This window comes from Micromonospora pisi (genome assembly GCF_003633685.1).
Classification (GTDB): Bacteria; Actinomycetota; Actinomycetes; order Mycobacteriales; family Micromonosporaceae; genus Micromonospora_G; species Micromonospora_G pisi.
Genome location: NZ_RBKT01000001.1, coordinates 5518825 through 5541188, shown reverse-complemented (window position 1 = coordinate 5541188; position 22364 = coordinate 5518825). Strand labels below are relative to the sequence as shown.

Sequence of the window (22364 nt, the reverse complement as noted above, 5' to 3'; positions counted from 1 at the left end):
CCCCGCCGCGGCTAGCTGTCGCTGGGGCGCAACCGCCACGCACGAGGGGCCGCACTGACCACCGGCTCCGGCTCGACCGGCACCGGCTCGGGCTCCCGCCGCTTCAGCATCAGCGAGAGCGCCGCCGCGCCGATCGCCAGGCCGCCGGCCACGTACCAGGCGAGGTTGTACTCGCCGAGCCGGTCGCGGATCAGGCCGGCACCGGCGGCCGCGATCGCCGCTCCGACCTGGTGCGAGGCGAACACCCAACCGAAGACCACCGCACCCCGGTCACCGAAGTACTGCCGGCAGAGGACCACGGTCGGGGGTACCGTGGCCACCCAGTCCAACCCGTAGAAGATGATGAACACCAGCATCGTCGGGCCGGTGGCGTCGGCGAAGAGGCTCGGCAGCACCAGCAGCGACAGCCCGCGCAGCGCGTAGTAGGCGCCGAGCAGCAACCTGCTGTCCACCCGGTCGGTCAGCCAGCCGGACGCGATCGTGCCGACGATGTCGAAGAGACCGACCAGGGCGAGCAGTCCCGCCGCCGTCGTCTCGGCCACCCCGTGATCGTGCGCGGCCGGGATGAAATGCGTGCCGACCAGCCCGTTCGTGGTCGCACCGCAGATCGCGAAACCCCCGGCGAGCAGCCAGAACGCCCGGGTACGCGACGCCATCCGCAGACCGGAGAGCGCCCGCGCCGCCGCGTTCGGTCCACCGGTCGCCGGCTCGGGCCGGACCACCTCCGTCCCGCCGTACATCGGCAACCCGAGGTCCGCGGGATGCTCCCGCAGGAAGATCACCACCAGCGGTACGACGAGCAGCGCCGCCCCGGCCACGACCAGCGCGGCCACCCGCCAGTCGTACGCCTGCACCAGGTTGGCGAGCACCGGCAGGAAGACCAGCTGCCCGGCCGCACCCCCGGCGGTGAGCACACCGGTCACCAGCCCTCGACGCTTGACGAACCAACGGCCGGTCACGGTCGCCACGAACGCGAGCGCCATCGAGCCGGTGCCGAGCCCCACCAGTACGCCCCAGGTGGCGATGAGCTCCCATCTCGCGGTCATGAAGACGGTCAGCCCACTGCCGGCGGAGACCAGCAGCAGGGCGGCGACGACCACCCGGCGGATGCCGAAGCGCTCCATCAACGCGGCGGCGAAGGGAGCGGTGAGCCCGTACAGGATCAGGTTGACCGAGACCGCGGTGGAGATCGTCGCCAACGGCCAGCCGAACTCCTCGTGCAACGGGTGGAGCATGACCGACGGGGTGGCGCGGAAGCCCGCGGCGCCGACCAGGGCGACGAAGGCGACGGCGGCGACCGCCCAGGCAGGATGGAAGAGACGCGGTGACTTCACGTCCGAAGTCTCGGGCACCTCCACCGACCGGACGAGTGGCCGGAGAGCCATCATGCGCAAGAATCCGGCCATGTCGTCGCGTCAGCACCGGATCGCCGTACTCGCCCTCGACCATGTCGTCGGCCTCGACCTCGGCACCCCGTCGCAGATCTTCGGAACCGCCCGGGACGCCGAGGGGCGCCGGTGCTACCGGGTCGACGCCTGCACCCCCGGCGGTCTGCCGGTACGCAGCACCGCCGGCTTCCAGGTGCTGCCCGACCACGGGCTGGAGCTGCTGGAGCAGGCGGACACCATCATCGTGCCCGGAGTCCACGCCGGCCCGGCGCTGGACGAAGGGGTGCTCGCTCCGGAAGTGCACCAGGCACTGAACACGGCGTACGAACGCGGCGCCCGGATCATGTCGATCTGCACCGGAGCCTTCGTGCTCGCCGCCGCCGGGCTGCTCGACGGGCGGCCGGCAACCACCCACTGGGCGTACGCGGAGCAGTTCCGGCGCCGGCATCCGGACGTACGGCTCGCCCCCGAGGTCCTCTTCGTCGACGACGGCAACCTGCTCACCTCGGCCGGGGTAGCCGCCGGGATCGACCTCTGCCTGCACGTCATCCGGACCGACCACGGCAGCGCGGTGGCGAACCGCTCCGCCCGCCGGTGCGTGGTGCCGCCGTGGCGTGACGGCGGCCAGGCACAGTACATCGAGCGCCCGGTCCCCCGGGTCTCCGACGCGAGCACCGCCACCACCCGACAGTGGGCCCAGCAACGCCTGCACGAGCCGCTGACCCTGCGCCAGCTCGCCGGTCACGCCAGCATGAGCGTACGGACCTTCACCCGGCGGTTCCGTGCCGAGACCGGCCTCAGCCCGGCCCGTTGGCTGCTCCAGCAGCGCACCGACCACGCCCGACAACTCCTGGAGACCACCGACCTGCCGGTGGACCAGGTGGCCCAGCAGTCCGGCTTCGGTACGGCCGCAGCCCTGCGCCAGCAACTGCACCAGCACATCGGCGTCTCGCCGACCGCCTACCGCCGCACCTTCCGTCACGCGGCTTCGGTCGACTGACAGGCACCTACCCGGCCGCTGATGAACGGATCAACGAGTCGAGATGACGTTCCGCGTGGATCGCCGCCAGAGTCGCGGCGCGCACCGCCGCAGCGGATTTGTCGATCAGGGCCTCAGGGAGCAGATCATCGAACTCGTCGGCCCGGTACAGCTCCACCCCGTCCTGGTCCGATCGGACGGTCACCTTCGTGTCAGGGCTGAACAGGAACGCCCCCTGCTCGATCGCGGGTGTCATCAGGCCGCGCGGTCCGAACTCGACGGTGCGACCGGCAGCACGCGGATCGAGGCGGACGTTCGCCATCCGGGCGTGGATCTCGTCGAGGATGGCCGACCGGTCGACGTTCTCCTCGCGCACCACCTGCCACACCCACACTCGACCCGGGGCCGCGTCCCAGCAGATGATCCCCAAACCGTGGTTACCACCATGACGGTCGTCACTGACCCGGGCCGACGGGAAACTGGCCCGGAGATTGGCCACCCGGAGCAGGACAGCGGTCACCCGTACGAGCGATTCGCGATCTTCGTCCGTCAACATCCGCGCAGGCTATCCCGACCGCTCTCCTCATGATCGTCAGATGCTCAGCCGACCGACACGCCGAAGACAGGGCGGCTGAGCATCTGACGATCTTGGAAGGTGTCGGTCAGGCGCAGGGCGAGCCGTTGAGGGTGAAGGCGGTCGGTGGCGGGTTGGGGCCACTGCCGCTGGCCAGGAAGCCGAAGGTCACCGAGGCGCCCGGGGCGACGGTGCCGTTCCAGTTCGCGTTACGGGCGGTGACGGTGCTGCCCTGCTGGCTGCCGCTCGCGTTCCAGAACGTGCCGGTCCGCTGGTTGCCGGCGAAGGCCCAGCTCACCGTCCAGCCGTTGACCGGCTGGGTGCCGGTGTTGGTCAGGGTCAGGGTGGCGGTGAAGCCGGTCCCCCACTGGGAGTCGACCCGGTAGGTGACCGCGCAGGCGAGCGGCGGAGGCAGCGCGGCGAACGAGACCCGGTGCAGTTGGCCGGGGAGGTCGTTGGCGAGGTAGATCTCACCGGCCGCGTCGAGCCCGAGCGTGGTCGGCTGGATGGTGAGCTCACCGAGCGCCCGGGTGGCGTACGCCCCACCGCTGCCCGGCCGGATCGCGAAGCCCGTACCGGAGCAGTAGTCGGTGGCGAGGTAGGTGCCGGCGGCGATGTCGGCGTACTGCCGGCCCCGGTAGACGTGCCCGCCGATGATGGCGCAGCCGTCGACCGAGGTGCGGTAGGTGAAGACCGGCTCGACGAACGTCGCCCCGGCCGGGCAGCGGGCCTGGTTGAAGACTTGCGTGCCCTCCCGGCAGGACCAGCCGAGGTTCGCCCCGGCCCGCCCGGCGGGCAGGTGGTTGACCTCCTCGAGCGCACCCTGGCCGACGTCGGCGATCCAGAGCGAGCCGTCGGCCGGGTCGAACGAGAAGCGCCACGGGTTGCGCAGCCCGTACGCCCAGATCTCCGGTCGGGCGTTGGCCACCCCGACGAACGGGTTACCGGCCGGCACGCAGTACGCCAGCGGCGCGCAGGCCCGGCCGACGTCCAGCCGCAGGATCTTGCCGAGCAGGGTGTTCAGGTTCTGTCCGCTGTTGAGTACGTCGTCCGCGCCGCCGCCGTCACCGAGGCTCCAGTAGAGGTAACCGTCCGGGCCGAAGGCGAGTTGCCCGCCGTTGTGGTTGCCGAACTCGATGTGGGGCTGGGTGAGCAGGATCTGTTCCCGGGCGGCCGGCACCGGGTGCTGACCGGGGGTGTCGAGGGTGAACCGGGAGAGGGTGAGTGCGCCGTCGGGCAGGCTGGTGTAGGCGACGTAGAGCGCCCGGCTGGTGGCGAAGCCGGGTGAGGTGACGATGCCGAGCAGGCCACGTTCGTTGCCCGAGACCGACACCCGGTCGGTGATGTCGAGCAGCGGCGCCGGGTCGAGGCCGGTGCTCGGGTGGTAGACCCGGACGGTCCCCGGCTTCTCGGTGATCAGCAACCGGCCGCTGCCGTCGTCCGGTGCGAAGATCGCGGTCGGCCGTTGGAGCCCGGAGGCGACCTGGGTGGTGCTGACGGTGAGCTGGTCGAGCGGCACCGCCGCCGCCTGGATCCTGGCCGGTGCGGCCGCCGGTGACGTCCCGGTCCGGGAGTCGTCGCGGGCGGCGGCGGGTGCCCCGGTGAGGGTGAGGGGCATGAGTACGGCGATGGTCCCGGCCGCGCAGATCCGGCCAAGCGATTGACGTCGCAGCATATTTACTCCCATCAGTTGACAGGAACGTAACGCCGCTGCGCTGCTCCAGAATGGACTTCCCGGAACGTGGGAACGCTCCCATCAGGTGTCGGGACACCGCCGCGGGCGTCGAAGCGACGGGGTCCGCTACCGCCTCAGTCGCCGGCCGGCTCGCGCAGCAGGCAGAGGTCGTCGGCGTGGGCGGGCAGGTGCACCCGGCCGTGGATGTCGAGCACCCGCCCCCAGGGCAGGGCCTCGTCGATGTCGAGCCGGGGCGCCTCCCGCAACCGGGTCTGGACCAGCGCGTCCACCCGGTCACCGACCTGCTCGGTCAGCCCGCAGAGCTGGTCACTGGTGACACGCAACCGGTCGGTCAGACCGTCCAGACCGCCGTACCGGGCGACCAGGTCGTCAAGCTGCGGGCGGTGGATGGTGTCCAGCTCGTAGTAGGCGTACGGCGAGCCGACAAGCACCGCCTCGGTGGCGTCGGTGAGCAACTCGTCGTTCGCCACCAGGTGCGCGAGCACCTGCTCCGCGTTCAGCCCGTCACCGTCCGGCGGGCCGAACCCGCCCAGCGTGACCTCACGCAACAGCTCCTCGTACGCCCGACGCAGCTCGGCCGTCTCCATTCCCCGAGCTTACGACCGCTGGACGGGGCACCGGGGCAGGTTGGGAAGTGCCCCGGGCCGGCCCACCTCGCCACCGGCCCGGGGACGTACGTCAGCGCCGACGACCCCGACGGACCCGCAGGTAGTCGGCGACCACGTACTGGCCCAGGTCCTCGGTCGACGGGGTGAAGACCCGCCCACCGGAACGCTTCGCCACCGCGTCGACGAACCGGCGCAGACCGGGATCCTCGCCGAGCATGAAGAGATTCATCGTGGCGCCATACCGGGTCAGGGCGTCGACCTCGACCACGGTGGCCTCGATCGTCTCCCGCAGCGGCGGCCAGTTGAACACCGCCTCGCCGTCGTCCGGGTCCAGGTGCGCGGTCGGCTCACCGTCGGTCACCACCAGCACCACCGGCTCGCTGCCCGCATGCCGGCGCAGGTGCCGCCCGGCCAGCCGCAACGCGTGCTGGAGGTTGGTCCCCTGCACCATGTCCGGCTCGACCGCCGCCAACTCCTCCCGGGAGAGCGTCGCCGCCTCCCGACCGAAGCCGATGATCTGCAACGCGTCCTGCGGGAACCGGGTCGCCACCAGGTGCGAGAGGGCCAGCGCGGTCTGCTTCATCGGACCCCACCGCCCCTCCGAGATCATCGAGTAGGAGAGGTCGACACAGAGCGCCACCGCCGCCGAAGCGCGCCGCTCCGTCTCCACCACCTCGAAGTCCTCGACCGCCAGCGCGACCGGCACCCCGCCGCCGCCACGACGTACCGCGCGGGCGACCGTGCGCACCACGTCGAGCGGCTGCTCGTCGCCGTACTCCCAGGGCCGGGAGGCCCCGGTGACCTCGCCGGCCGCACCAGCCGCGCGCAGGTCGTGTTCCCCACGTTTGCCGGAACCGAGGTCGGCGAAGACCCGACGCAGGGCGGTGCCACCGAGGCGGCGCAGTGCCTTCGGGCTCAGTGTCAGGCCCTCGGCGTCCCGCGTCACCCAGCCCTGCCGGCGCAGCTCCCGCTCCAGGTCACGCAGGCGGCGTACGTCGTCGGCGGCGTCCCGGCCCAGGTTGCGCCGGACCGCCTCCACGTCCACCTCGTCCAGGGTCGCCCCCGGATGTTCCTGCCCGAGCTGGTCCAGCAGGTCGTCCAGCTCGGCCAGCTCGGCGAGCGCCCCGGTCGCCTGCCCGTAGTCGAGCGGCTGCTCCCCGCGCACCCGCTCCCGCCGGTCCCAGGCCAGGTCCGGGCGGAGCCCGCGCAGGTTGCTGTCGAGCGCGGACATCTCCCGGGCCAGGTCCGGGCCGAGCGCCGACTCCATCAGCTGGGCCAGTTCGGCCCGCTGACTGTCGGAGAGCGAACGCATCAGCCGTTCCCCGGCGGCGGCCCGCCGGGCGAGTACGTCCACCAGCTCGTCGGTCGACCCGGGCTGCTCCGGGAAGAACTCACCGTGCCGGCGCATGAACTCGGCGAACGCGTCGGTGGTGTCCTCACCCCGACCGTGTCGGGCGAGCAGGTCGTTCAGGTCGTGCATCATCTCGCCCAGCTGCTGCCGGGCAGCCGGGTCGGCGGCCGACGAGCGGAGCGCGTCGCGCATCCCGGCGAACCGCTGTTCGAGTACGTCCCGACGGAGCCCGTCGAGAATCTGCTGGTACGCCTGCCGGGCCTCGTCGCTGGCCCACTCGTAGCCGTCCAGTTCCTCGACCGCACGGGCGGTGGAACCGGGCAGGTTGTCGAGCACCGCCTCGGCGAACCGGGCAGCGTCGTCGTCCCGACCCCGCAGTTCGTCACGCTCGGCCGCGAGCGCCTGGTCGAGCAGGGCCTGCGCGCGGGTGACCGCGCCGTCGAGGTTGCCGCGACGCATCGCCTCCCGACGCATCCGCCGCGCCCGGGCGAGCAGGTCGTCGAGGCCGGCGCGACCATCCGGTCCACCGCGCAGCAGGGCACGCAGCGCGTCCCGGAGGCTTCCCCCGGCCAGCACCTCGGCACCGACGGAGTCGACCGCGGCACGCACGTCGTACGGCGGGGCGAGCGGGTCCGGACCGCCCCGCCAGGAGCCGTACCGGAACCGGTTTCCGCCGGGCAGGTCAGCGCGGGTCATCGGTTAGCCCCGCCCACCGGCCGACCGGCCGCCCTCCGGGTTGCGCCCGCCGTAGCGGGTTCGGCCGTCCTCGGTCACGTCCTTGGCCAGTCGACGGGTCAGGTGCAGCCCCTCGAGCACGAATTCGATGCCGGCGGCGGCCTCACCCGGGGTGGGGGCGTCGCCGAGCCCGAGCCGGTCCAGCGCCTTGGCCAGCCCCGGTACGGTGCCGACCTGGCGCAGCAGGTCAGCGGTGCCGACCAGCTCACCCGTCTCGATCACGGTGCCCTCGGCGACCAGGTTGATGAAACCGGAGAGGTCGAGTCCGGCGAGCCGGTCCCGGAACGTCTCGGCGGTGGCGGTGCGCAGCAGGTGGCCGAGGATCTCGACCTCGCGCCCCTCCTCGCCGCTCTCGAACTCGACCTTGCCGCGCAGGGTGCTGGTGACGGAGACGGCGTCGCCGACCCGGGCGACCGGCGCACCGGTCCCTTCGGCGTCCTCGCCGAGCAGACTGCCCCGGCGCAGGGCGGCGGCGGCCACGGTCTCCGCGGCGGCGATGGCGAACCGGGCCGAGACTCCCGAACGGGGGTCGACCGACGGCGACTCCCGGACCGCGCGGGCGAACCGGGCCAGCACCTCCAGCACGTGTTCCGGTACGGCGGCGACAAGTTCCGCCTCCTGCCGGATCAGGTCCAGCTCCAGCTCCAGGTCGAGCGGGTAGTGGGTGCGGACCTCGGCGCCGAACCGGTCCTTGAGCGGGGTGATGATCCGGCCACGGTTGGTGTAGTCCTCCGGGTTGGCGCTGGCGACCAGGAGCAGGTCCAGGGGCAGCCGGAGCTGGTAGCCACGGACCTGGATGTCCCGTTCCTCCAGCACGTTGAGGAGTGCGACCTGGATCCGTTCGGCGAGGTCGGGAAGTTCGTTGACGGCGAAGATGCCCCGGTTGGTACGGGGTACCAGCCCGAAGTGGATCGTCTCCGGGTCGCCGAGGGTGCGTCCTTCGGCGATCCGGATCGGGTCGACGTCGCCGATCAGGTCGCCGACGCTGGTGTCCGGGGTGGCGAGCTTCTCGCCGTACCGCATCGAGCGGTGCAGCCAGGCGATCGGCAGGTCGTCGCCGGTCTCGGCGACCAGCCGGCGGGTGGCCGGGGTCAGCGGGTGCAGCGGGTGCTCGTTGAGGACCGAGCCGGGCAGCACCGGGGTCCACTCGTCGAGGAGTTGGGCGAGTCCCCGAATCAGCCGGGTCTTGCCCTGCCCACGCTCGCCGAGCAGGACCAGGTCGTGTCCGGCGAGCAGGGCCCGCTCCACCTCGGGCAGCACGGTGTCCTGGTAGCCGACGATGCCGGGGAACCGCTCCTCGCCGGCCCGCATCCGGGTCAGGAGGTTGTTCCGCAGTTCTTGTTTCACGGTGCGGTAGCGGTGACCTGCCGCGCGCAGCTCTCCGAGCGTGCGCGGCAGGTCGGCCGGCGGATTGGGCGGCAACTGGGATATCTCCGTCACCTGGAACACGCTAGCTCGCTCCGCTGCCCACCGTCAGTGCTGCGGTTGATCTCCAACGGGACGGTGGTCACCCGGCCGACGGGTATAGGGGCCGTCCGGGTCCGGCACGAGGTGGCCGGGCGGCTGCCGTCGACGGAGGTAGTAGGCCAGGGCGGCGGCGCCGAGCGCGGCCCCCCAGAGCGGCCAGAGCAACGCCGGGGCAACGGCCAGGTTGAGATCGGCGATCATGGTCCAGAAGTCCGGCACGCTGAACAGTCCGATGCCGGCAGACGTGACCAGGGCCGCGACCAGCGTGGCCGGCACCACCGCCAGCATCACCGGCACCCGCCGACCGGCGATCCCGATCATCCAGCGGGGGAAACGCTCGCCCCAGGGTCGGATCAGGCCGACGGTGAGCACCGCGCCGAGCACGGCGAACGCGGCGAGGCCGGCACCGGCCCAGACCGCACCTTCGTCCCGCAGTTCGCGCAGTTCCTCGGCGGTCAGGCCGATCTGGATGTCGAACACCCAGGCGAACCGGGTGACCGCGTAGAGCACCGGGATGACCGCGGCGGTCCAGACCGCCCACCGACCCCAGCGGGCCGCCGACGCCGGCGTGGTCCAACCGGCACCGGCTCCGTCGATCCCGGGGCGGGCGGCCGTACGGGACTGCCAGGCGAGCAGCGCACGGGCGAGCAGCAGCCCGCCGAGGACCGCCCAGAGCTTGTTGATGGTGGTCCAGTCGAAGATCTCCGCGTACTCGACCGGTGGCCAGCCGAACGGGGCACCGAGGATGAGCATCGGCGTGTACCCGGCGATCGCCAGCACCCGCATGTCGGGGACCACCAGGAGCAGCAGCGCGGCCGTGGTCCAGCCGTAGCCGAGCAGGAGCGCGCGGGGCAGGCCGTGCGGGCGTACCGCCCGGGGGCCGGTGATCGCGAGGGCGAGCGCGGCGGTGAGGAACCCGACCGTGGCGAAGACCGGCGCCCCCGTGGCGTCGGTCAGCAGCCGCAGCAGGTTCGACTCGTTGCGCGGGTGGTCGGCCCCGTACGGGTAGCCGCGCCCCGTGATGGTCCAGCCGAGCGCCAGCAGGCCGTAGAGGGCGGCCCATACGGCGGTCAGGTAGCCGGCGTACTCCGGCCACCAGCCGGGCCGGTTTCCGGCCCTCCTCACCCCCGCTGGGGCGGTCGTCTCGGTCATCATGGTTCCTCTCGTCGAAGGTGGTGATGTCGCTCAACCACCTTCGCGAGTGCCGTGCCCGGAAACCTCCCGTGTCGGGGTGAACCGCCTCCCCTGCGCGGGGGAGACGGCACCGGGTCAGCCGGTCGCCGGGGTGACGAAGCCGGACTCGTACGCGGCGATCACCGCCTGGGTTCGGTCCCGGGCACCGAGCTTGCCGAGCACGTTGCCGACGTGGGTCTTGACCGTCTCGACCCCGACCACAAGCGTCTCCGCTATTTCCACATTGGACAGCCCGGCGGCCATCAGGCGCAGCACCTCGGCCTCCCGCCCGGTCAGCCGGGCCCGGTCGAGCCGATCCCCGCCGGTCCCGCCGTAGCTGGCGACGAGTCGCCGGATCGCCGCCGGGAAGAGCAGCGAGTCGCCCCGGGCCACGGTCCGGATCGCGTCCAGCAGTTCCGCCGGGCGGGCCCGTTTGAGCAGGAAGCCGCTCGCCCCGGCGCGGAGCGCGGCGTAGACGTACTCGTCGTTCTCGAAGGTGGTGATCACCAGGACCTTCGGCGGGTCGGCGGAACTGGCGAGGAGTTGACGGGTGGCCTGGATGCCGTCGATCGCGGGCATCCGTACGTCCATCAGCACCACCCTGGGCCGCAGCCGGGCGAGCAGGGCGGGCAGCTCCGCACCGTCGGTTGCCTCACCGACCACCCGCAGGTCCGGCTGCGCGTCGATGATCGCCCGCAGGCCGACCCGGATCAGCTCCTCGTCGTCCACGATCAGTACGTCGACGGTCATGCCGTGTCCACCCTCCCGGTCGGCAGGCGGACCGAAACCCGCCAGTCGCCACCCTCCGGGCCGGCGCTCATCCGTCCGCCGAGCAGCAGTACCCGCTCCCGCATACCGGCCAGGCCCCGTCCACGGCGACGCCGGTCCCCCGCCCCGCCCACCGGGTTGACCACCTCGATCTCGAGATACCCGACCGGTACGCCGATCCGCACCGACACCCGCTGCCGGCCACCGTGCCGGACCGCGTTCGTCAGCCCCTCCTGGACGATCCGGTAGCCCTCCCGGGAAAGCACCGCCGGCAGCCGGTCGACCGCGCCGGAGAGCTCGACCTCGACCGGCAGACCGGCCGCCCGGGTCTCGGCGACCAGCCGATCCAGGTCGGCGAGGTCCCGCCGGGGCCGTCCGTCCCGCTCGGCGTCGTGGTCCCGCTCCGCGTCGTGGTCCCGCTCGCGGAGCAGGCCGAGCACCTGGTCAAGGTCCTCCATCGCGGCGCGCGCGGTCTGCTCGATCGCCGACAACGCCCGGCGGGCGAACTCCGGATCGGCGTCGAGCAGTTCCCGGGCCGCCCCCGCCTGGACAGTGGCCACGGTGAGCGCGTGCCCGACCGAGTCGTGCAGCTCGCGGGCCAGCCGGTTACGTTCGGCGAGCTGGGCGGCCCGCGCCTCCAGCACCGCGACTCGTTCGGTCTGCGAGGGCCCGAGCAGCACCGGCGCCATCTGGGCGGCCAGCGCACCCAGGCCGGCGACCGCGTACCCGAGCCCGAGCAGCAACGCCAGGCCGGCGGCGACGAACCAACCGGTGTCGTGCTCGTCCAGCGGGCCGAACCGGGCCCCGGTCATCGCCTCGGAGCCGAGACCGAACCACTGGACGATGAAGACCAGCGACATCGGCAACGCGGTGATCAGGCCCCACATCACCAGGCCACCGCTGACCAGGTGCAGGCCGATCCAGAGCGCGGCCCGCAGCCGGGACTCACGGTCCAGCATCCCGGACCGGGCCGGCTCCGGCAGGTCGACGTCGAGCAGAGCCCGCACGGCGGCGATCTCCAGCGCCCGGCTGCCACCGAGGAAGATCGGCACGGCGGCGATCACCACCGCCGCCGCCAGCACGATCCAGATGGCGCTGCGCGGCGCGGACGACTCACTGATCATGGAGCCGAACAGCACCCCGAGCAGCAGGTACGGCAGCAGCAGCACCCCGCCGAGCAGCAGGAAGACGCCACGGCGGTAGGTGGTGCCCCGTACCAGTGGGGCCAGTGCCGGGTGGAGCGTCACCCCGCCATTGTCGGGCCTGGACGGCCGTCGATGGGGTCAGCGATGTGCCTGGATGTACTTCTGGGGATCCTTGTCACGGAACATCAGGCCCTTGCCGTTCGGGTGCTGGCCGTAGAACGTGAGCCAGCGGGAACCGAGTTCGGCCCGCAGCTCGACCCCGGCATGCCGCCGGAAGTCGGCCAACGCCCCGTCCTCCTCCTCGGCCAGGTGCTCGCTGTTCTCCTTACGGGCCCGCCAGACCGCCGCCCACCACTCGTCGGTGCCGAGTACGTGCTGCTTCGCCTCGGCGATCGCGTCCCGGATGTGGTTGTGGTCGCCGATGGCGTCGTCGGTCTCCGCCGGACCGTCGTCACCGTGCCGGACCAGGTACGGGTACAGGATCGCCTCCTCGGCCTCGGCGTGGATGTCCAGGTGCAGCGCCAACGCCTCCCAGACCGCCCGAATCTCGGCTTCGTCCCGGGCGTCGTCGAGCCGGGCGAAGCCGCGCCGGAAGGCGTGATGGTCGTCCAGGATGAGTGCGGTGATGTCGTCCATGACGGTTGTCCTTCGGCGCGGTCGTCGGCCGGTTCCGGTCCGGCCCCGGTTCGGGTGCGGCCACCGGCCCGGACCGGAAGCAAGCCTCACGCTAACCCGGAGCGTTCCCGGTCGCCCGGGTTACGCGCGGACCGGGAACCGCCCGGTGGCCACTGCGAGCTCTCCGTCTGCCGGTCGGCCCGCTCGGCTCAGAGGATCGGCGGCACCTCGGCGGTGATCGGCACCGCCAGCACGGTCGGCCCGTCCGCACCGAGCGCGGCCCGGAACGCCTCGACGAAACCGTCCAGGGTCGTCAACCGGGGCGCGTGGACGCCGAACCCGGCGGCGACGGCGGGAATGTCGAGGTCGGGCAGGTCCAGTCCGGGCACCCCGGCGGTCTCCTTGAACTCGGCGAACGCCTTGAGGATGCCGTACTGGCGGTTGACCGGGACCACGAAGACCACCGGCAGCCGCTGCTGGGCGGCGGTCCAGAGAGCCTGCACCGAATACTGGAACGAACCGTCCCCGATCACCGCGATCACCGGCCGGCGCTGGCCGGTGGCCCGCTGGGCGAGGGCGATACCGACGGCGGCGGGCAGCCCGAAGCCGAGGCCACCACTGGCCGTGGTGAAGTACGAGCCGGGCCGGGTTATCGGCAGGTAGCGGCGCAGGACGGTCAGATTCGACGGGGACTCGGCCACCAGGATCCCGTCCGCCGGCCAGTGCCGGGCGAGCAGATCGAAGAGCGCCGCCGGGGCGGGCGGGTCGCTCACCTCCGGCTCCGGTGGCGCCGGCCGGGGTGGCGGCGACGGGCGGCCCGCGACCGGAACCAGCGCGGCCAACGCCGCACAGGCCAGACCGGGGTCGCCGAGCAGGCTCTCCCCCACCGGGGCGCGGGCGGCCTCGGACGGATCGTCGGTGATGTGCAGCAGCTGGGCACCGGGCGGCAGATAGTCGCCGGGAACGTGCGGGTAGTAACGGAAGACCGGCGCCCCGATCACCAGCACGGTGTCGTGCCCGCGCAGGCGTTCCCCGAGCGGGCCGATCGCGAACGGCAGGACGCCCTGGAACTGCGGATGGTTCTCCGGGAAGCCGGCCCGTTCCGGCGCGGGCGCGGACCAGACCGGCGCCCGGGTCCGCTCGGCCAGCGCCACCGCCGCCGGCCAGCCACCGCTGCGGTCGACCCCGCCGCCGAAGACCAGCACCGGGTTTCCGCTCTCCGCGAGCAGCTCCGCGAACTGCGCCAACCGCTGCGGATCGGCGGCGTACCGGCGGCTGACCCGCCGCAGTTGCGGGACCGGTTCGGCCGGCTGGTGCCAGTCGTCGAGCGGCAACGAGAGGAAGACCGGGCCGGCCGGCGGCTGCACCGCCGTGCTGTACGCGCGCATCAGCGCCGCCGGGATGTCCTGGGCGCGGACCGGCTCGTAGCTCCACTTGACGTACGGCTGCGCCAGCTCCGCCGGACGTACGTTGGTCAGCCGGGGCTCGATCAGCAGCATCTCCCGGGCCTGTTGGCCGGCGGTCACGATGAGCGGGGTCTTGTTGTACCAGGCGGTGATGAGGTTGCCCATCGCGTTACCGGTGCCGGGGGCGGTGTGCAGGTTGACGTGGGCGGGCTCGCCGGTCGCCTGGGCGTACCCGTCGGCCATCGCCACCGCGGACGCCTCCTGGAGGGCGAGCACGTAGTGGAAGTCGGCCGGGAAGTGGCCGAGGAACGGCTCCTCGGTCGAGCCGGGGTTTCCGAAGACGGTGGTCAGGCCGAGTTGCCGGAGCAGGTCGTACGTCGTCTCCCGGACCGTCGCCATGGACAAACTCCCCCCGTCCGAGCGGGACTACCCACGATCACGCCGGTTATCCGGCCAAATGTGACCCTTTATTCGACGGTCGGACCCGCGCGCTACGGTGTGCGCCGTGGATCTGACCGTCATCCTGGGCCCGATGAAGAGCGGAAAGTCGCTCGAACTCGTCAGCCTGCTCTCGCCGTTGCAGTACACGAACGTCCGGCACCGGGTCTACCAGAGCGCCCGGCACGTACGCGACATCGGTGTCGTCTCCCGCAGCGGCGCCGCCCTCGCCACCGTGAAGACCACCAGCCTCGCCGCCGCCCTCGACGAGGAGGTGGACGTGGTCGGCATCGACGAGGTGCACATGTTCACGGTCGAGGACATGGCGGTGGTACGGGTGCTGCTCCAGCGCGGTACCCGCGTGGTCGCGGCCGGCATCGACCTCGACCACCGGGGCGAGATGTTCGCGCCGGTACGCGCCCTGCTCGAACTCGGCCCGGCCACGGTCACCTACCGGCGCGCGGTCTGCGACATCTGCCGCGACTTCACCGCCGTCTACACCCAGGTCCTCGAACACGGCGAGCCGATGGTCCGGGTGCTGCCGCCCTCCACCGCCCTGCCCGACGACGGCACCTACACGTACGAGGCCCGGTGCCGTGACTGTGCCGTACTGCCCGCCACGGTGACCGTGCCGACCCAGGCGTTCGCCTGAGCCGGCCCGGTCACCCGGATCACTCCGTCGGCTCGTAACCGAGGTTGGGGCGCAGCCAGCGTTCGACCTCGGACGTCTCGACACCCTTCCGGGCGGCATAGTCCTCGACCTGGTCACGGCCGATCCGACCAACGGCGAAGTAGCGCGATCCGGGGTGGGAGAAGAGCAGGCCACTGACGCTGGCCGGCGGGGTCATCGCGTACGACTCGGTGAGCGCCATGCCGAGTGACTCGGCGTCGAGCAGGTCGAAGAGCTTCGACTTCTCCGAGTGGTCGGGGCTGGCCGGGTAACCGAAGGCCGGGCGGATGCCCCGGAACCGCTCCGCGTGCAGGTCCGCCAGCAGCGGTTCGGCGTCCGGCTCGTACCAGGCGCGGCGCGCTTCGAGGTGGACGTACTCGGCGCACGCCTCGGCGAGCCGGTCGGCCAGGGCCTTCACCGAGATGGCCCGGTAGTCGTCCTGCTCAGCCTCGTAACGGGCGGCCAGCTCCTCGGCGCCGTGGATCGAGACGGCGAAGGCGCCGAGGTGGTCGCCCTCGGTGGCGACGTAGTCGGCGAGGCACCGGTTCGGCCGGTTGTCGCCCCACGCGGCCTGCTGGCGCAGCATCGGGAAGCGGGGGCCGTCGGTGACCACCACGTCGTCGCCGTCGCGCCGCGCCGGCCAGAACCCGTACACCCCGCGCGCCTGGAACAACCCACCCGCGATGATCTCGTCGAGCAGCGCGTTCGCCTCGTCGTAGAGTTCCCGGGCGGCCGGCTGGTCGAGGATGCCGGGGAACTTGCCCTTCAGCTCCCAGGCCGAGAAGTAGAACTGCCAGTCGATGTAACCGCGCAGCACGGTCAGGTCGGGGGTGACGACCCGGGTGCCGGTGAAGGCGGGCGTCGGCAGGTCGTCGAAGGCGAGCCGCTCGGCCCGGGACCGGGCCATACCCAACGGCAGCAGGGTCCGCTGTTCCTTCGCCGCGTGCTGCTCCCGCAGCCGCTCCTGGTCCAGTCGGTTACGCCGGTCGAACTCCTCGGCCAGCACCGGGTCGAGCAGGTCGGAGACGACGCCGACCACCCGGGACGCGTCGAGCACGTGCACGGTCGGCTGGGCGTACGCGGGGGCGATCCGGACCGCCGTGTGCTGCTTCGACGTGGTCGCGCCGCCGATCAGCAGCGGCAGCTTGAGCCCGCGCCGCTCCATCTCCCGGGCCACGTTGATCATCTCGTCCAGGGAGGGGGTGATCAGGCCGGAGAGCCCGATCGCGTTCGCCCCCTCGGCGACGGCGGTGTCGAGGATCTTCGCCGCCGGCACCATCACCCCGAGGTCGATCACCTCGTAGTTGTTGCAGCCGAGCACCACGCCGACGATGTTCTTGCCGATGTCGTGCACGTCGCCCTTGACCGTGGCGAGGACGACCTTGCCCTGCACCCGGCCACCGTCGGTACGCCCCTCCCGCAGCGCCTGTTCCTTCTCCGCCTCCATGAACGGCTCCAGGTACGCGACCGACCGCTTCATCGCCCGGGCGCTCTTCACCACCTGCGGCAGGAACATCTTGCCGGCGCCAAAGAGGTCACCGACGATCTTCATGCCGTCCATCAGCGGCCCCTGGATGACGTCGAGTGGCCGGTCGGCCAGCAGCCGCGCCTCCTCGGTGTCCTCCTCGATGAAGTCGACGATGCCGTGTACGAGCGCGTGGCCGAGCCGCTGGTGCACCGGCGCCTCCCGCCAGGAGAGGTCGCGCTCCCGCTTCGTCGCCGCCCCGGTGACCGTGCTGGCGAACGTCACCAGCCGGTCGGTGGCGTCCGGCCGCCGGTCGAAGATCACGTCCTCGACGAGTTCGAGCAGGTCGGCCGGGATGTTCTCGTAGACGACGAGCTGACCCGCGTTGACGATGCCCATGTCCAGGCCGGCCCGGATCGCGTGGAAGAGGAACGCCGAGTGCATCGCCTCGCGGACCACGTCGTTGCCTCGGAAGGCGAACGACAGGTTGGAGATGCCACCGCTGGTACGCACCCCGGGGCAGCGTTCGTGGATCAGCGGCAGCGCGTCGATGAACGCCTTCGCGTACCCGTTGTGCTCCTCGATCCCGGTGGCGACGGCGAGCACGTTCGGGTCGAAGATGATGTCCTCGGGGGCGAAGCCCGCCTCCCGGGTGAGCAGGTCGTACGCCCGACCGCAGATCGCCACCTTCCGCTCGGTGGTGTCGGCCTGCCCCTGCTCGTCGAAGGCCATCACGACCACACCCGCGCCGGCGGCGCGTACGTGCCGGGCCTGCGCCAGGAAGGACTCCTCGCCCTCCTTCAGGCTGATCGAGTTGACCACACCCTTGCCCTGCACACAGCTCAACCCCGCCTGGAGCACGCTCCAGCGCGAGCTGTCGATCATGATCGGGATCCGGGCGACCTCCGGTTCCGTCGCGATCAGGTTGAGGAACGTGATCATCGCCTGCTCGCCGTCGAGCAGGTCGGCGTCCATGTTCACGTCGAGCAGGTTCGCCCCGCCCCGGACCTGCTCCAGCGCGACGTCCACCGCGCCCTGGTAGTCCTTCGCCTCGATCAGCCGGCGGAACCGCGCCGAACCGGTGACGTTGGTGCGCTCACCGATCATCACGAAACCGGTGTCGGGACCGATCTCGAACGGCTCCAGACCGCTGAACCGGGTCCGTGGCCGGTGTTCCGGCACCCGACGCGGCGCCACCCCGGCGACCGCGGCGGCGATCTGCTCGATGTGCGCCGGTGTGGTGCCGCAGCAGCCACCGGCGATGTTCAGCAGGCCCGCCTCGGCGAACTCGCGCAACTGCCGGGACGTGTCGTGCGGCAGTTCGTCGTAACCACCGAACGCGTTCGGCAGCCCCGCGTTCGGGTGGCAGGAGACGTACGTCTTCTCCGCCAACCGGGCCAGGTCGGCGACGTGCGGGCGGATCTCCTCGGCCCCGAGCGAGCAGTTCACCCCGACCACCAACGGCTGCGCGTGCTCGACGGAGGACCAGAACGCCTCCACCGTCTGCCCCGACAGGGTCCGGCCGCTCAGGTCGACGATCGTGACCGAGAGCCAGATCGGCAGGTCGGGTACGACCTCCCGGGCGGCGCTCACCGCCGCCTTCGCGTTGAGCGTGTCGAAGATGGTCTCGATCAGGAGCAGGTCCACCCCGCCGTCGGCCAGCGCCCGCATCTGTTCCGCGTACGCCGCCTTGACCTGGTCGTACGTCACCGACCGGTGCGCCGGGTCGTCAACCCGGGCGGAAAGCGAGAGGGTGACGTTGAGTGGGCCGACCGAGCCGGCGACGAACCGTCCCCCCGCCTCGTCGGCGGCCTGACGGGCGAGCCGGGCGGCGGCGAGGTTCATCTCGCGTACCTCGGCCTCCAGGCCGTAGTCGGCCTGCCCGATGCTGGTCGCGGTGAACGTGTTGGTGGTGGTGATGTCGGCGCCGGCCGCCAGATACTGCCGGTGCACGTCGAGGATGAGGTCGGGCCGGGTCAGGTTCAGCAGGTCCGGGTCACCGGTCAGGTCGTGCCCATGATCACGGAACCGGTCGCCACGGTAGTCGGCCGCCGTCAGCCCCGCGCCCTGGAGCATCGTGCCCCAGGCACCGTCGAGAACGAGAATCCGCTGCTCCAGCAACTCACGCAAGGTCTGCCCGTGATCCGCCACCCGTACTCCTTCATCGCCAACCGCGGATGCCACCGCGTCCGGAACATCAACCGCGCGGCCCCGCCCGCGCACCCCAGAGACTAGAGCGACCCCGGACAGCGGGGTCGCAGCCCACGCAGGACGAGGTCGAGGAAGTCGTCGACCGTATCCTGGTCACCCGCCGTAGCCAGCAGACCGTAGCCGAGTATCGACCGGACGATCAGGCCGGCGGCGTCGACCGGGTCCACATCGTCACGGATCTCACCCGTGCCCACCCCCCGTTCGAGCAGCTGTCGGAGCAGCCGCCGACGCCCACCGGCCGCCACCGACAGGTAACGCTCCAGCAGCTCCGGATCTGCCCGGCCCAGCCCGGCCAACGCCGGCAGGAGCCGGCCGACCTCCTCGTCACGCGCCGACACCAGCAGCGACACGCAGACCCGGCGGAGCCCGTCCGGTACGCCCACCCCGGTCAGATCGGGCACCACCTCGGGCAGGTCGGCGACGACGGAGTTGAGCAGCGCGTGCTTGTTCGGCCAACGCCGGTAGATGCTCGCCTTGCCCACCCCGGCCCGCGCCGCGATGTCGTCGATCGACAGGGAGTCGACACCACCCCCCTCGACCAGCAGGGCGACCGTCGCCGCGACGACCGCACGGTCGACCCGTCCGTCACGTGGGCGACCGACCCGGCGAGACGATCCCCCGCCGGCCACCCGGGGCCCAGAGATCGTCATCCGCGCTACCTCCGCCGGGCCGGGTGACCACCTTCCGGAAGCATCATGTCGGTCCGGTTCCGGGCCGACATCACGCTTTCACGTGATCCCCGCCCGTGGCCCGGATCACCGTCACGAGGACGTGCCCTCATGCTCCAGCACCCGCCGGGTCAGCTCGACCCGGCTGGAGACGCCGAGCTTGGCGAACGCGTGCCTCAGGTGGGTGTCGACCGTGTGCGGGGAGAGGAAGAGCCGGGCCGCCGTCGCCCGGTTCGACATGCCCTGGGCGACGAGCCGGACCACCCGCAGTTCCGCCTCGGTCAGGCTGGTCCAGCCGGTGGTCGCGGCGGCGGGCGGCGCCATCGTGCGCCGCCGTACGCCCAGGGCCCGCAACTCCCGACGGACCCGGGCGTGGTCGCGCAGCGCCTCGCACCGCCCGTAGACCTCGAGCACCTCGTCCAGCAGCGCCACCGCCTCGGTACGCCGGCCGTGGGTCTTCTCCGCCCGTGCCGCGTCCTCCATCGCCGACGCCCTGGCCAGCACCCGCGGACTCGACCGGTACGCGGCCACGGCCCGGTGCAGCGCGCTCCGGTCCGCTCGGAGCAGCCCTTCGGCGTGCGCCGCCGCACCGCCGAGCGAGGCGACCCGGGGGTTCGCGTCGGCCAGCCGGCGGGTCGCCGCCGCGGCGGCCCGGGCCCACTCGTCCAGCCCGCCGGCGAGCGCGAGCCGGACCAGTTGCGGGCCGGCCCACGGCTCCTGGCTGATCAGCAGCAGCCGGTGCGGCAGCGCCTCGTAGATCGGGCCGAGCACCTCCAGGGCCGACTTCAGGTCCCGGCCCGCCTCGTGCACCAGGGCCACCGCCCAGCCGAGGTCCTCGGTCATGGCGCCGACACCGTTGTTCAGCAGTTCGCGGGCCCGGCCGATCTGCGCGTTGGCGGTCGGCAGGTCGTCGCGGCGCAGCGCGAGCTCGGCCGCGATCCCGAACAGCGGCACCGCCAGCGCCCGCGCGGAGAGCCGTTCGGTGACCGAGAGCCCCGCCTCGGCCTCCGCCTCCGCCTCGTCCAGCCGCCCCGCCGCCAACCGCAGCTCCGCCCGGTAGAAGTGCCAGAGCGGCTGTGACCAGGCCGTGCCGAGCTGCCCGGCCTCCCGTTCACCCAGCTCGAACATGGCGTCGGCCTCGGTGAAGCGGTCGGTGGCGACAAGCGCCCGGGCGAGCCAGAGCGACGGGTGCCGCCCCCGGGCCTCGCCACCGGCCGTGTCGGCGAGCTGTACGCCCTCCCGGGCGAACTGGACCGCGTCGGCGAGCCGGCCCTGGGTACGGGCCACCACGCTCCGTGCGGCCAGGCCGAAGACGGCGGCGGCTGGTTCACCGGCGGCCGTACCGACGCTGATCGACTGCACGCTGGCCCGCTCGGCGGCGTCGTGATCGTCGACGTAGAGCAGCGCGTGCGCACGGATCGCGAGCAGGTGCGCCCGGGCCGCGTCGGGTACGCCGGGCCGGGCGAGCGCCCGGGAGGTGGACTCGACCACGGCGGCGTCCTCACCTGCGTGCTTGAGCGCCTCGGCGAGGCCGAGCAGGATCGCCGCCTCCGTCTCGGCGTCGAGCCCGTGCCGCAGCGCCGCGTCACCGAGTTCGCGGGCCTCGCCGAGTCGTCCGACCGAGGCGAGCAGGCGTACCGCGTCGGCGACCACCCGGGCATGCTGCGGGTCGTCCTCGTCGATCAGGTCGAGTGCCCGCAGCAGGAGGTCGGCGGCGGTGTCCGGGGCGCGGGGCGCGATGGTGTTGGCCGCCTCGCGCAGCACCGAGACGGCCCGCTGGTCGCCCCGCCGGGCGCTGCGCACCAGGTGTTCGGCCACCTCGGTCGCGGGCCGCCCCTCGCTCTGCAGGACGAACGCCGCCTCGCGGTGCAGGACGTGCCGTACCGGGCCGGAAAGCGCCTGGTAGACGGCTTCGCGGAGGATGTCGTGGCCGAACTCGAGCTCGGTGCCGGAGTCAACCAGGATGCCGGCCTTCGCGGCGACGTCGGCGGCGGCGAGCAGTTGTACGGCGGGAATGCCGGCCAGCCCGGCGGCCTCGTGCAGGGTGAACGGTCGGCCGATCACGGACGCCACGTCGAGCAGCCGACGGGCGCCGGGGCTGAGATCACGCAGCCGGTGCTCGACCGCGTTCAGGAACATCGTCGGCAGGTCACCGGCGACCACGGTCGCGGTGTCGTCCTCGACCACCACCCGGCCGTCGGCGACCATGGTGGTCAGGAGCTGTTCGAGCAGGAACGGGTTGCCGCCGCTCCGTTCGGCCAGGGAGAGCACTGTGCTGCCCGGTACGGCCCCGAGCACCTGGCCGCAGAAGGTCGCCACGTCCTGTTCGGAGAGTGGCTCCAGCCGGATGTGGGTGGCCCCCTCGGAGAGGAGCCAGTCGACCGCGTCCCGGACCGGCGACTTGGTCGACTGCGGCCGGCGGGCCATCAGCCAGAGCACCGGCGAGTTGCGCATGGTCGGCACGAAGGTACGCAGGGCGAGCGCGGTGAGTTCGTCGGCCCACTGGGTGTCGTCGAGGATCATCACCAGGCCGCGTTCGGCGGCGAACTCCTCGATCGTCTCGCCGAGCCGGTCCAGCAGCCAGAACCGGTTGCCCTCCTGGCGGGCGAGTTCGGCGATGGTGGCGTCGTCGAGCACCGGCGGACTGGCGGCGCGCAACGCCCGTAGCAGCGCGCTCAGCGGGGCGATCCGGTCCAGTTCGGTGGGTCGGGCGACCGCCACCGGGAGCCCCCGTCTGGTGGCCTCCTCGGCGACCACCGCGAGCAGTCTGCTCTTGCCGATGCCGGCGGGGCCCTCCACCACGACGCAGCCGCCGTTGCCCGTCACGGTCGCGGTGAGCGCCGTCCCCAGCTCGCCCAGCCATTTGTCCCTGCCCACGAGCGGGCCCCCGGTCAATGGCACCTAACATCTCCCCCGGTTCCAGGTTCCTTTGCCGCTGTTATTGCGCTGATTGGGACGTACCGAACCTTGACCCAGAATTGCCCCCGCAACGCCGTAATGAAATCCG

At 72.2% G+C, this 22364-nt stretch carries 16 protein-coding genes; 2 read left to right on the top strand and 14 right to left on the bottom strand.

The window, feature by feature from the left end:
- Positions 1 to 11: 11 nt before the first annotated feature.
- Positions 12 to 1385, bottom strand: coding sequence for an MFS transporter (locus BDK92_RS23710; protein WP_211349352.1), 1374 nt, complete (start codon positions 1383 to 1385; stop codon positions 12 to 14).
- Between the two features lies 1 nt (position 1386).
- Here BDK92_RS23710 and BDK92_RS23705 point away from each other — a divergent pair, with 1 nt between their 5' ends.
- The gene (locus tag BDK92_RS23705) at positions 1387 to 2388 is read left to right on the top strand and encodes a GlxA family transcriptional regulator (RefSeq protein WP_121158679.1); all 1002 of its coding nucleotides are present in this window, start codon (positions 1387 to 1389) and stop codon (positions 2386 to 2388) included.
- Positions 2389 to 2395: 7 nt separating this feature from the next.
- Here BDK92_RS23705 and BDK92_RS23700 read toward each other — a convergent pair whose 3' ends face one another.
- From BDK92_RS23700 to mdlC, 10 genes are all read right to left on the bottom strand, one after another.
- Complete coding sequence (locus BDK92_RS23700) at positions 2396 to 2923, bottom strand: hypothetical protein (RefSeq protein WP_121158678.1); 528 nt, start codon at positions 2921 to 2923, stop codon at positions 2396 to 2398.
- A gap of 106 nt (positions 2924 to 3029) precedes the next feature.
- Complete coding sequence (locus tag BDK92_RS23695) at positions 3030 to 4616, bottom strand: PQQ-dependent sugar dehydrogenase (protein WP_170208665.1); 1587 nt, start codon at positions 4614 to 4616, stop codon at positions 3030 to 3032.
- Between the two features lie 134 nt (positions 4617 to 4750).
- Positions 4751 to 5224, bottom strand: a complete 474-nt coding sequence (locus BDK92_RS23690) for a hypothetical protein (RefSeq protein WP_121158677.1) — start codon at positions 5222 to 5224, stop codon at positions 4751 to 4753.
- Positions 5225 to 5315: 91 nt separating this feature from the next.
- Positions 5316 to 7292 (bottom strand): VWA domain-containing protein, encoded by a 1977-nt coding sequence (locus tag BDK92_RS23685; RefSeq protein ID WP_211349350.1) that lies wholly within the window; start codon positions 7290 to 7292, stop codon positions 5316 to 5318.
- Between the two features lie 3 nt (positions 7293 to 7295).
- On the bottom strand, positions 7296 to 8771 hold the full coding sequence (locus BDK92_RS23680) for a magnesium chelatase ATPase subunit I (RefSeq protein WP_121162522.1): 1476 nt from the start codon (positions 8769 to 8771) through the stop codon (positions 7296 to 7298).
- Between the two features lie 33 nt (positions 8772 to 8804).
- On the bottom strand, positions 8805 to 9950 hold the full coding sequence (locus BDK92_RS23675; RefSeq protein ID WP_211349348.1) for a hypothetical protein: 1146 nt from the start codon (positions 9948 to 9950) through the stop codon (positions 8805 to 8807).
- A 117-nt stretch (positions 9951 to 10067) separates the two neighbouring features.
- Positions 10068 to 10721, bottom strand: coding sequence for a response regulator transcription factor (locus tag BDK92_RS23670; protein WP_121158676.1), 654 nt, complete (start codon positions 10719 to 10721; stop codon positions 10068 to 10070).
- Positions 10718 to 11986 carry a sensor histidine kinase gene (locus tag BDK92_RS23665; protein ID WP_121158675.1) on the bottom strand — a complete coding sequence of 423 codons (1269 nt, stop codon included), beginning with the start codon at positions 11984 to 11986 and terminating at the stop codon, positions 10718 to 10720. Before BDK92_RS23665 ends, BDK92_RS23670 begins: the two co-directional genes overlap by 4 nt.
- A 36-nt stretch (positions 11987 to 12022) precedes the next feature.
- Positions 12023 to 12520: a hemerythrin domain-containing protein gene (locus BDK92_RS23660; RefSeq protein WP_121158674.1), complete on the bottom strand. Its 498-nt coding sequence runs from the start codon at positions 12518 to 12520 to the stop codon at positions 12023 to 12025.
- Positions 12521 to 12708: 188 nt separating this feature from the next.
- On the bottom strand, positions 12709 to 14304 hold the full coding sequence (gene mdlC, locus BDK92_RS23655; protein WP_121158673.1) for a benzoylformate decarboxylase: 1596 nt from the start codon (positions 14302 to 14304) through the stop codon (positions 12709 to 12711).
- A 106-nt stretch (positions 14305 to 14410) separates the two neighbouring features.
- Here mdlC and BDK92_RS23650 point away from each other — a divergent pair, with 106 nt between their 5' ends.
- Positions 14411 to 14995, top strand: a complete 585-nt coding sequence (locus BDK92_RS23650; RefSeq protein WP_121158672.1) for a thymidine kinase — start codon at positions 14411 to 14413, stop codon at positions 14993 to 14995.
- Positions 14996 to 15014: 19 nt separating this feature from the next.
- On the opposite strand, the gene metH is transcribed toward BDK92_RS23650, so the two are convergent.
- The 3 genes from metH to BDK92_RS23635 form a co-directional block, all read right to left on the bottom strand.
- A complete protein-coding gene (gene metH / locus BDK92_RS23645) occupies positions 15015 to 18629 on the bottom strand; it encodes a methionine synthase (RefSeq protein ID WP_281278638.1) in 3615 nt (1204 codons plus the stop codon).
- Between the two features lie 80 nt (positions 18630 to 18709).
- Complete coding sequence (locus BDK92_RS23640; protein ID WP_121158670.1) at positions 18710 to 19339, bottom strand: TetR/AcrR family transcriptional regulator; 630 nt, start codon at positions 19337 to 19339, stop codon at positions 18710 to 18712.
- Between the two features lie 111 nt (positions 19340 to 19450).
- Positions 19451 to 22258 carry a helix-turn-helix transcriptional regulator gene (locus BDK92_RS23635; RefSeq protein ID WP_121158669.1) on the bottom strand — a complete coding sequence of 936 codons (2808 nt, stop codon included), beginning with the start codon at positions 22256 to 22258 and terminating at the stop codon, positions 19451 to 19453.
- Between the last annotated feature and the right edge of the window lie 106 nt (positions 22259 to 22364).